Genomic DNA, 12,018 nt, shown 5'->3' with positions numbered 1-12,018 from the left:
CCCAAATATTTACTATATTTGGGACGAAATAAAAGGTAATGGCACGACCAATAGTAACAAATACAGTTATTGAAGCGCTTAAAAAACTGCAAAAGGGAACTATTCTTTTTGTAGATGACTTTTTGGATTTTGGTAATCCGGAAAGTGTAAAGAAAGCATTGTACAGGATGGAAGAAAAAGGCTTGCTTATTCGTTTGGCTCATGGCATTTACTTATACCCGAAGACAGACAAAGCTTTGGGAGTATTATATCCTTCAGCAGAAGAAATAGCTATTGCAATTGCAAAAAGAGATAGGGCAAGGATTATTCCTACAGGCATTCAGGCATTAAATAAATTGGGGCTGTCAACCCAAATTCCGTTAAAGGTTGTTTTCTTAACCGATGGAGCAGCAAGAAGTATTAAAATAGGAAAGCGAACAATCACCTTTAAGAAAACAAGTCCAAAAAATTTATTGGCTAAAGGTGAAATAAGTGGGCTCGCTATTCAAGCATTAAAAAGTATAGGGCAGCATAAAATTGAAGATGAAGTCTTAATAAGGCTACTCACTATCCTTAAAAAAGAAAAAAAAGAAAATATCCTACATGATGCCAAACTTGCACCAGCCTGGATAAATAAAATACTAACGGGTGCTGCAAAATAATATGAATACAGATTGGCTAAAAATATCGAAAGAAAGACGAATTGAAATTCTCAATCAAGCCAGTAATATTACTGGACTACCTGCTATTGCAATTGAAAAAGATTGGTGGGTAACAGTAGCATTAAAGGCTTCCTTTGAATTGAAGTATTCTACAAGTATTGTTTTCAAAGGAGGCACTTCGTTAAGCAAAGGTTGGAATCTGATAGAAAGATTTTCAGAAGATATTGATTTGGCGATAGACAGGAAATTCTTTGGTTTTGAAGGCGACATCACTAAAAGCCAAATCAAAAATTTAAGAAAAATATCCTGCGAATTTATCTCCACCACTTTCTTAGACGATTTAACGAAGCTGTTTACCGAATGGAATGTAATTGATGAATGCAAATTAAATGCTCAGCCAATTACAGATTCAGATAAGGACCCACAGGTAATTGAAATTCATTACAATTCTGTCTTCGACAAATCTGATTATTTACCACAGAGAGTTTTAATAGAAGTAAGTTCCCGTTCAATGATGGAGCCAAGTGAAAACCGAGCAATAAATTCAATCCTTAGTGCTGCATTTCCTAATCAAGATTTTGCAACCGGGCCTTTTAGTATTTCGACCGTTTTGCCACAAAAAACTTTTTTAGAGAAGATATTTTTATTGCATGAAGAGTTTTTGCAGCACACTTCAAAAATCCGTATTGACAGGTTATCAAGACACCTTTATGACTTAGAAAAATTAATGGATACAGACCATGGAAAGGCTGCAATCAAAGACACGGAATTATATAATGGCATAGTGACACACAGAGAAAAATTCAATCCACTTCGAGGGCTTGACTATGCTAACCACCTTCCAGGTAAAATAAAGATTATTCCGCCAGACACAGTAATAAAAGAGTGGGAAAAAGATTATCAGGCTATGACACAGAATATGATTTACGGCGACCCATTAAATTTTAACAACCTGCTAAAGAGGATTCAGGAATTGCAAGAAAGAATAAATGCCATGATTCTTTAACCCAGCACCAAAGCAAGCACATTTGCAAGGCACACAAAGCCGACACACAAAAGCCAACCTTGCAAAAGAGCCAACAAGCCAACGCACCAAGACAAACTAAAATGGACAGACAACAACACGACAGAAAAGAAGAGCGTAGTGCTAACAGCAGTTTTGCAAAAAAAGCAGGTTCAGTGGTTAATGGAACATTCTGCCTCGCATCAAATTTTGTGATATGTTGACAGTTTGGTGCTCCGAAATCGCCAACTTCTTAAACCCCACAAAGCATTTCATATAACTTTCCCCAACAAACTTTAATATGCACTTCAACCAATCTCAAATTGATAGACTTGTTGCCTTTAAACAAAAAGATAAGTTCTCGGCAAAGGCCTGGAACGATAGAGGTTTACACCCTTCAAGGAGCGAATTATGCGAACAGCTAAACGGGTTGTTTAATTCCTGTGCCGACAATTTAATCGATGCTGTTAACGCCAACGCTACCGCCAAACAATTAAAAGCTGTTTTAAAAAAAGCACTGTCAACATGCAATAAACCAGACTACGACACAGAGGAAAAAGAATTTATTGGTGATCTGTTTCTGGAGTTGGCAGCCATTATACATATTGACTTTACATCCAATTTAAACAAGTGGTTGTATGGCCCGGTGTTAGCCACATTATTTAAAATTAAAAATGCCCTAAACCCCGAAAAAATAATTAAAACCATACAACACCCATGCACAAATTGCGGCACAACACTTGAAACCTATATAATGCGAAAGGAGTTGGGTATACCTGAATATGGTTGGTATTTGGTGAGATGTAACAATTGCAAAGAATTGAACCTGCTTGCCTGTGGGCCAGATATTAAAGAAATAAAATTTGGTAATTACGAGTATGTAGAAACACTAAACAAAACTGATTACACTTCTTACGAACAAGCAGTGGTAAGACTTGAGCAAATAAAATTTTTTAGAAAATAGATATGTATTTTAAAATTAGGGCCACCTGCAACAACTAATCCATAAAATAGCTTTGATGAAGTAGGCCAGATCAACAATTCCCTTTTCATTTTACTTTAATAAAAGCTACACAGCATTACCAACCGTACAAGTGTGCGACGCAAGCGGCGATGCCTTGTATAATCACAAGCCGGCCCAAAAAATATTTAAAATACATCCATCAACTGCAGACCCGTTCAGTGGCATAAATTTCCTGTTGGGGTTAACCGGCAATGCGCTATCAAAGGCTTAAGCCTACCTTTCGGCTAATAACCATAATCAAACAAAATGAAAAGATTTGTATCTCTTTTATCCATTACTGCAGCTATATGTTTTGGGCCAAACACAATGGCGCAAACTATTTATAGCAACACTTCAGCCAGTTTATTTTACAATCCTGCAACAGTAAATACCACCACGGGTACACCCATTATTTATCTGGATGATGTAAACATTCCAACAGCGCTAATGGGCACTACCGACTCGCTGGATGTTACTGGAATTACTTTTGCCTTTGGCAAATATGGCAGGCAAATACCGCTTTGGGTTAACTTCTATTACTCGCAGGTTAATGCCAGTGCCACCAACCTTAACAGGCTATGTACTTACCCACCAAAACCTATTGATTCTTTAAATGCATATGGCCGTGGTGTATTTGGCAATTTGTTTAAAACCTATGGCGATAGTGTACACACGTTGTTTAGGGTTAAAACAGTAAAAGATGTACTGGTACGTGGCTATAATACCTTTTTTGCCGGTATGAGTTTTTCAATTGCCAGCGATAGCCTTATTGGTGGTTATACCCATGGGCCACTTTATACCATTGGTGGTACAGCGCAAAGCAGCAATACCGCACTCACCTGGTATTATGATGGCACAAAGGGTGGTAAAGTAAACAAGGTAAATGGTCAGCCCGGTGCATTTTATTTGGTGGTATGGGGTAAGCCAACCGGCTCTGCCATGCAGCCTGTACCTGTAATGGTAAGTAACCAGACGCAATCCATTGCAGCCAATGCCAATGCTGTTAAATGGAGTGTTTATCCTAACCCGGTTAACAGCAATAGTCAGTTACAATTGCAATTGCCCGCAGCCACCAAAGTACAGGTGGAAATATATGCTGCCAATGGCAATTTGGTTAGTCGTATTAATAAAGGCATATTACCCGCAGGCAATAACCAGATTGCTTTAAATATGGGCAATGCTGCCAGTGGCGTATATCTTATTAAAATGATGGTTGGCAATACACTTTATACAAAAGCCATTTACAAATAGCTTACTAATTTTCAATTGAACCAACCAGGTTTTTGTTGTTTTGCATGCCCGTTATTGTAGCTTTGTTTTATGCGATGGATATTTTTTGCATTAGCGTACACAGCCACCATAACGGGCATGTTATTTTCAACAGCCAGCAACCGTAGAATTGAAATTGACGGGTATGCTCAAGGCACTACCTACCATATAACTTATTATGCGGCCGATAGTTTGGTAACAAGGCGGCAGATAGATAGCATATTACAACGAATTGATAGCTCATTGTCTTTATACAAACCCTATTCGCTTATTACACAGTTTAATAGGGCAGCCAGGGGCATAGCTGCCGATGAGCACCTGGTAAATGTATATAATGCATCAATGGCTACCTATAAGGCCACCAGTGGTTTGTTTGATATTACAGTTGCTCCATTGGTACAAGCCTGGGGTTTTGGCGCCCAAAAAACAAATACTTTGCCCGATAGCACTGTCATACACCAAATAATGCCCTGCATAGGAAGCAATAAATTATTATTACAGGGCCAGTTTATTGGCAAACAATTACCCTGTATACAAATGGATATGAATGGCATTGCACAGGGCTATAGTGTAGATGTGGTAGCCAATTTTTTACAGCAGCAGGGCATAACCAACTATATAGTAGAAATTGGCGGCGAACTGCGCATTAAAGGCCATAAACCCAATGGCGATAAAATGAAAATTGGTATAGAAGCACCTCCCGATAATGATACTGCCGCCGAAACCATGCAGCTAATACTGGCATTGGATAGCGGGGCCATTACTACCTCGGGCAACTACCGCAAATATTATGAGAGTGGAGGCAAAAAAATTTCGCATCTTATAGATCCCCGCACCGGTTATTCCATACAAAACGAAATGATTAGTGTTACCGTTTATGCAACCGATGCTACCACTGCTGATGCATACGACAATGCGCTAATGGTAATGGGCCGCGATAGTGCCCTGCATTTTACCGAGCAACATAAAAACCTGGCCGCCTATATTATTTACCGCAAACCCAATGGTGACGTTGCCGATACCGCCAGCACGGCTTTTTATGCCCTAATGCACCACTAAATACAGGATTTTGTACCCAGCTGTTGATACAGGAATGTAGCTTCCCTTGCGTCGCACTCTTGTACAGCAGTAATGCTACGCAGCAGATTAATACCTTGTAGATTTCACCACCAACTAAGTTGCTAATAGGTAAGGCATTATCTTTTTATAAAGGCGAAGGGGCCGTACTTTTAATGGTTGTAATCAATACCCATATTCCAAAATATAAAACTCAGCTTATCAGTAATTTCTTCAATGGTTTTAGAAGTAGGTTTACCTGCACCATGGCCCGCATTGCTTTCTATTCTAATTAGAGTGGCATTATTGCAGGATTGTGCTGCCTGTAAACCTGCCGCAAATTTAAATGAGTGTGCAGGCACCACCCGGTCATCATGATCGGCGGTGGTTACCATGGTGGCAGGGTAACAGGTACCCGGCCGCAGGTTTTGTACCGGAGAATATTTGTACAGGTAATCAAACATTTCCTTGCTATCATCTGCGGTGCCATAATCGTATGCCCAGCCTGCGCCGGCAGTAAATTTATGATAGCGCAGCATATCCATAACGCCCACCGCCGGAAGGCAAACGCGAAATAACTCGGGTCTTTGTGTCATACAGGCTCCAACCAGTAAACCTCCATTGCTCCCCCCGGAAATGGCAAGGTATGCCGGACTGGTATATTGTTCTTTAATTAAATATTCAGCAGCGGCTATAAAATCGTTAAATACATTTTGTTTTTGCATTTTGGTGCCGGCAATATGCCAGGCATCGCCATACTCGCCACCGCCACGTAAATTGGCAACGGCATACACGCCGCCATTCTCCATAAACACTAGATTAGATACACTAAATGCTGGCGTAAGGCTAACACCAAAACCGCCATAACCATATAGTTGGGTGGGGTTTTTCCCGTTTAATACCGTACCTTTTTTACAGGTGATAATCATAGGTATTTTAGTGCCATCGGCAGATGGATACATTACCTGCCGGCTTTCATAATCTGCAGCATTAAACTGCACATTGGATTTTTTATATACTACTGATGTTGCTTTGGCAATATCGTAGCTAAAAATAGTGGGCGGATATATATAGCTGGTAAAACTAAAATACAGCTGGTGCTCGGTTTTTTTACCGCTAAAACCGCTGGCAGTACCTAAGCCGGGTAATGGTATTTCTTTTTCTTTGGTACCATCCAGGTTGTATTGAATTACCAGGGAAACTGCATCTTTAAGGTATTGGGCAAATAGTTTACCCCCGCAGGTAGTCACTGATAATGGAAAGGCTGTCTCGGCTATCAGTTCTTTCCAATGGTTAGGTGTTGGTGTGGCTGCCGGTGCAATAACCAGTTTTTTATTGGGTGCATTTTCATTGGTAAGTATGTATAATAAATCCTGGTTGGCATAAACCACATAGGGTTCGGTAGCATAACCTGTTACTATGGGTACTATAGGCGCATCTTTTTTAACCAGCGATTTAATATATAACTCATTGCCATAAGTAGCTTCGGCAGCAGTAATTACCAGCCATTCCTGATTTTCGGTTACATAGGCGCCAATATAACGGCGCGGAGTAAGCGCACCCCCAAATATCAGCACATCATCCGATTGTTTGGTGCCCAGTTGATGATACATCAGTTTGTGCTGGCTGGTAAGTCCGCTAAGAATACTGCCGTCGGCAGGTTTATCGTAAGTGCTATAATAAAACCCCTGGTTACCTGCCCACGCTATACCGCTAAATTTTACTTCCAGTGTATCATCAAGCAGTTGTTTAGTGGTAGTGTTAATCACCATCAGTTTATTCCAATCGCTGCCACCAATGCTAATAGTATATGCCGCCAGCGAACCATCATGGGTAAATTCTATGCCAGATAAGGCAATGGTGCCATCTGTTGAGAAAGTGTTAGGGTCAAGAAAGACTTCAGGGGTGCCTGCTTCTGTTTGACGGTATAAAACTGCCTGGTTTTGCAGGCCATTGTTTTTGTAGAAATAGGTAAAAGCGCCCTCTGTAAACGGGGCAGAGAACCTTTCATAATTCCATAATTGGGTTAACCTGTTTTTTATTTTATCCCTAAAAGGAATTTTATTTAAATAGGCCTGTGTAACTGTATTTTGTTCTTGTACCCAGACTTTGGTATCTGCAGCAGTATCGTTTTCCAGCCAGCGGTAGGGGTCGGCGACTGTTGTACCAAAAAAGTCATCTGTTTGGTTTACTTTTTTTGTTGCAGGATAGTTGCCGGTAAATGCAGCTTGTTGTTGGGCATATGTATTCATATAAAAAAGAACCAATAGTAAAGGCAGTACCTTTTTCATGGCTGTAAATTTAGTATTTAAACAATACTGCAATATAAGCCCCGGTACCAAAAAAACCAGTTATTGTTATACGATATTATTGCGAATGGCTTTTGAAATGGCTTCTGTGGCGGAATGTACCTGCAATTTTTTGTAAATGCGTTTTATATACATGTTTACGGTGGTATAAGTCATGTCAGTAGTATCGGCAATCATTTTATAACTAAGGCCATTTACCAGATGGTTTAAAATGGTACGTTCCTGTTCGTTTAACTCAAAAACTTCTTTTACATTTTTGGGTTGCTCCTTGCATTTTGCCAGCACTTTTTTGGCTACGGTGGCTGTCATGGGGGCACCACCTTCCATTACTTCTTTAATGCCTTCGATAATTTTTGCGGTGGGTGTTGTTTTAAGAAAATACCCATCAGCGCCGGCTTCGATAGCTGCAAATATTTTATCGGTATCATCAAAAACAGTTTGCATGATTATCTTAACATCAGGATACTGTTTACGTATCATCTTCACGCCCTCAATACCACTCATGTCTGGCATGTCTATATCCATTAATATTACGTCGGGCTGGGTATTCACAATATCGTCCCACACATTAAGGCAATCTTTGAAAATGCCTGTGCATGCCATTTCTGATTGAATATTAATCAATATTTTCAGGCTTTCACGCCGGTCTTTATTATCGTCATATACAATTACTTTTATTGCCATTTTGTAAAATTATATTTTAGCTGACATTTTTTATTGTCCTAATATTAGTATTGCGTTTTTTCTGCTGAATACACTTGTTGCTGCACAAGAGTGCGACGCAACGAATGCTTCATGAAGGATTTACTGCCGGGTTAATTAGTGTTTAACCAATAAAATTTAAACGTTTTTTTATATAGGAAACTGGAGTGAAATTTCTGTTCCTTTTCCTGGTGCTGATTTTATATTGACAGCACCTTTTAGATCTTTACTTCTTCTTTTTATGTTGATCAGTCCATTGCCTTCCTTGTAATCCAACAGGTTAAAACCGATACCATCGTCTTTAAGTGTAAATAAAATATAATTGTTTAATAGGTGAACGGTGATCCATACATTGGTTGGTTGTGCATATTTCACTGCATTGTTTAAGGCCTCTTTAAAAATGAGGTAGAAATTTTTACGATCGTTCATGGAGAGTTTAAGATCGCTCAATCTTTCATCTGCCTCAAAGTGAAACTGGCGGTTTTGTGTTTCGAGTATTTCGTATGCATAAGATTTCATACGAAGTAAAATATTGTCGAAGCGGTCGTTTTTGGGGTTGATACTCCATACAATATCACTCATAGCTACCAAAGTATTACGGGAGCTGGTGCTAATTCTGCCGGCGATAAGTTTTAGTTCCTCATCCTGTTCACGTTCTTCGATGATATCGCTGTAAACAGTGATACTGCTAAGAGTTGAGCCAATCTCGTCGTGCAGATCACTTGCAATTTTGTTGCGCATGTTAAGCAGTTGCAAAGATTGGTATAACCTGAAACGATAGGTAGCATATAAAGCACCTGCAACAATCAATGCCACCAAACTTAGGAACCACCAGGTTCTGTACCATGGCGGTGTTATAATAATGGTTAACGAGGTGCCATGTTCGTTCCATACACCATCACTGTTGCTGCCTGTTACCTGAAATACATAAGTGCCCGGATCCAGGTTTGTAAAAGTAACCGTGTTACTGGTGCCATTATCAACCCATTCCTTGTTAAAACCCTGTAGTTTGTATTTATAATGTTTTTTTTCGGGGCTGGTAAATTGCAACAGGGCAAACTCAAGGCTAATTACATTCTTTGCATATGGTAATGTTATGCTTTGCGTGTACTGAATGGGTTTGTTAATTAGAGAACTGTCTTTTTTGTAGTCGATGGGCTTGTTAAAAAGATTTAGCCCCGTAATAAAAATGTTGTTGGCAGAAAGTGCTGAATTTAATAGGTCTGCGGGTTTGAACCAAACAATGCCATTAACACCACCGAAAAACATTTCGCCTGATTTTGTTTTTAGAAATTGGCCTCTCTCAAATTCATTGCCGGGCAGTCCGTCTTCAGTAGTAAAATTTCTAAAACTTTTTTGCTGTGTGTTGAAACAGCTGATGCCTTTGTTGGTACTCATCCAGAGATTGCCAAAATCATCATTCAGGATACCAAATACGGTGTTATTAGGAAGGCCATCTTTATCGCTGTATCTGATGCATTTTCCTGTTTGTTTGTCGAATCTGTTAAAGCCGCGGCCATTAGTGCCAATCCACAAATACTTGTTTGGTTGCTTTGGATCTGCACAAATAGAGAAAATATAGTCACCGCTTATGGAAGTTGTGTCGGATGTATTGTTTTTATATATTTTCCATTGCTTCCTGGGCTCATCAAACCTGAACAAACCCTGATTGGTGCCAAACCAAAAAATACCGTCAACATCTTGCCAATGGGTAAAATAAAATATATCCCTGTCAACTTGTTTTTCGGGTAGAGGCAATATATATATTGCTTTTGGTTTTCCGGTATTTGCATCTGCAACCTCAAACCTGCAATTTTTGTCGGCGCCATATATTAGTTGCCATAGATTATTGCCGGCATCTGTAAATGCAGATAGCTGATACCTGCCATTTCCAAAAACTTCGTCGGGTACAAGATCAGTGTGGTCTTCAATTTTACCGGTAAGCACATTATATTTCAACAGGTTAATCGCTTTCCAGAATATACGTTTTGAAGGGCGGGGAGTTGCTGTATCGTAATACCGGTTTAATTTTTCGAATTTTTCTCTATTTGTTGCCCTAAACCAGATGTTTCCTTTTTCATCTGCACTCAATACGGTTGGGCGTAGCCATTTCCCGGCCAGTAATTGCGGTGTAATTGCTGGTTGTTGCGTTCTGTCTTTAGGATTTATTATATAGGATTGAGTGCCATCGAAACAATACACATTGCCTACATTATCTTCATTAAAGATGGATTCATCTGCAAGGGGTTTGCCAATGCCAAATAATTCTCTCCTGCTATTGTATTTATAAAGTCCATGGCCTATATCGCCCACCCATAATATCCCATCCCTGTCTTTGTAATTTGCAAAACTGGTAAAATGACCGTTGGGGTCGGTCTTGGCTACATTGTATCTTTTAAACTGTAGGGTACGTGGATTAAAAGAAAGGCAATTAAGCTTATCAAAAAACAAAATTTCTTCATCATTCACAAAAACCGGGTAATACCAGTAAAAATTATCAGCCAACTGACTGTATTCGCCAAAGCTTTTCTGATAAATAACTTTGTTTTGGGCTTTGCTATAAACGGAAAGTGTTGATATACCTATAAATACAATGCTATCGCCATTTCCTATCGGATAAAAATGATAGATAGTTTGGTTTTTATCCATCCCAAATAAAGGCGCTTTCATATAATCCACTTTCCATTGTTTACTGCCCGCTTGTGGTTTCATTATCATTACAGAATCCTTCCAGGCCATGAAGATGCTGTTATCTGGCATCCACTTTATCCAGAATACGCCAAATTCATCAATTAGATTTTTTCCGGTAATATTGGAAAGGCTGTGAAAACTAAATTCCTGTTTGATACTGGCTTTACCAGTACTAATAACGTTTTGAATGGCTATATTACTAATGTCGTACACACAATAATCAGTACCAAACAGCATCCACATTTTATTTCCCCGGCATTCAATTGCCCTTATTTCATCTGCTGATTGTTTGGTAATTGTTCCAGGATTCACAGGATAAAAGCGCTCCTGCTTTGTATCAAATAAAAACAGTCCTTTGGTTAAGGTACCAATCCAGATATTGCCATGATCATCCTGCTCAATTTGTTGAATGTCATTGTCAGGTAATGAAAATGTATCATCAGGGTTATACCGGTAAACCTTCATGTGGTAGCCGTCATATCTGTCAAGGCCATCCTGTGTGGCAAACCACATAAAGCCTTCATTATCCTGTAAAATATCCTGCAACGTGCCTTGTGATAAACCGTATTCTGCGGTTAGTTTCTCAAAAACTGGATACACCTGTTTGGCATCAATTTGCGCAAACGAGCTGGCCGCATTTAACATGCAGCATGCTACTACAATCAATAAAGTAATTGCGTTACGCATATCGGCTAAAGTATGCTATAAGTTTTATTATTTTAAAATAAATGAGTTGCAATTATGGTGTCCCCGGCATCTGTATTTCATAGCAGCTAAGTTGCGTCGCACTCTTGTGCGCCATAACCTTTGGCAGCAGCTTACATAGTTGTCAAAAATTTACCCTATCCTTTCATCTTTCGCATGTCCTCCATATCTAACAAGCGTGAAATATAATCAGATCATTTTATTACAAGGTATAACTCCTAAAATTAGTACAAGCGCTTACTATATTTAGGAGTTGCATATACTAAGTTTAGTACAAAATCAACCCTTCTTTTTGGTGGAGATTTGTGTCACGGATAAAATCAAAAACCAAAAATCACTTTATGAAAAAGATTTCGTTTGCTCTTTTGTTTCTTGCAGTAGCTCACTTCACTGCCAATGCACAAACAAATACATTTCCAACAACAGGCAATGTAGGCATAGGTACATTGGCGCCTGCATCAGCATTGGAAGTAGTGGGCACCAGTAAACTTGGTGGCGCTGCAAATAGCATTAGTGTAGATGCTAATGGTAACCTTTTGTTTAATGGTACAGCTGCATATAAGGTAGGTGGTAACAAATACGCTTTTCAATATAGCGGCAATACCAATTATGGTTTATTTTTTAGCCAAACCAACGTTA

The 12,018-nt window shown here is 39.3% G+C and carries 9 protein-coding genes; 6 read left to right on the top strand and 3 right to left on the bottom strand.

Going from position 1 to position 12,018, the window contains the following annotated elements; genetic code table 11:
- Positions 1 to 38: 38 nt before the first annotated feature.
- The 5 genes from GD597_RS18255 (at position 39) to GD597_RS18235 (ending at position 4,975) form a co-directional block, all read left to right on the top strand.
- On the top strand, positions 39 to 641 hold the full coding sequence (locus GD597_RS18255; RefSeq protein ID WP_171609348.1) for a DUF6088 family protein: 603 nt from the start codon (positions 39 to 41) through the stop codon (positions 639 to 641).
- A gap of 1 nt (position 642) precedes the next feature.
- A complete protein-coding gene (locus GD597_RS18250) occupies positions 643 to 1,647 on the top strand; it encodes a nucleotidyl transferase AbiEii/AbiGii toxin family protein (protein ID WP_171609347.1) in 1,005 nt (334 codons plus the stop codon).
- A gap of 298 nt (positions 1,648 to 1,945) precedes the next feature.
- Entirely contained in the window at positions 1,946 to 2,608 is a 663-nt protein-coding gene (locus GD597_RS18245; protein ID WP_171609346.1) for a DUF4844 domain-containing protein, read from the top strand.
- Between the two features lie 306 nt (positions 2,609 to 2,914).
- Positions 2,915 to 3,898 (top strand): T9SS type A sorting domain-containing protein, encoded by a 984-nt coding sequence (locus GD597_RS18240; protein ID WP_171609345.1) that lies wholly within the window; start codon positions 2,915 to 2,917, stop codon positions 3,896 to 3,898.
- 69 nt (positions 3,899 to 3,967) lie between these two features.
- On the top strand, positions 3,968 to 4,975 hold the full coding sequence (locus GD597_RS18235; RefSeq protein ID WP_235954352.1) for an FAD:protein FMN transferase: 1,008 nt from the start codon (positions 3,968 to 3,970) through the stop codon (positions 4,973 to 4,975).
- Positions 4,976 to 5,145: 170 nt separating this feature from the next.
- On the opposite strand, the gene GD597_RS18230 is transcribed toward GD597_RS18235, so the two are convergent.
- The 3 genes from GD597_RS18230 to GD597_RS18220 all read right to left on the bottom strand — a co-directional run bounded on the left by GD597_RS18230 (position 5,146) and on the right by GD597_RS18220 (position 11,361).
- A complete protein-coding gene (locus tag GD597_RS18230) occupies positions 5,146 to 7,263 on the bottom strand; it encodes a prolyl oligopeptidase family serine peptidase (RefSeq protein WP_171609344.1) in 2,118 nt (705 codons plus the stop codon).
- 66 nt (positions 7,264 to 7,329) lie between these two features.
- Positions 7,330 to 7,965 (bottom strand): response regulator transcription factor, encoded by a 636-nt coding sequence (locus tag GD597_RS18225; protein ID WP_171609343.1) that lies wholly within the window; start codon positions 7,963 to 7,965, stop codon positions 7,330 to 7,332.
- A gap of 168 nt (positions 7,966 to 8,133) precedes the next feature.
- Positions 8,134 to 11,361, bottom strand: a complete 3,228-nt coding sequence (locus GD597_RS18220; protein WP_171609342.1) for a sensor histidine kinase — start codon at positions 11,359 to 11,361, stop codon at positions 8,134 to 8,136.
- A 359-nt stretch (positions 11,362 to 11,720) separates the two neighbouring features.
- Between GD597_RS18220 and GD597_RS18215 the strand changes: the two genes are divergently transcribed.
- A partial coding sequence (locus tag GD597_RS18215) for a hypothetical protein (protein WP_216368626.1) occupies positions 11,721 to 12,018 on the top strand: 298 nt, incomplete at its 3' end.

The sequence above is a fragment of the Limnovirga soli genome, assembly GCF_013106755.1.
Lineage (GTDB): Bacteria > Bacteroidota > Bacteroidia > Chitinophagales > Chitinophagaceae > Limnovirga > Limnovirga soli.
Note: the sequence above shows the minus strand (reverse complement) of the source record. Positions and strands in the feature narration are given on the sequence as shown.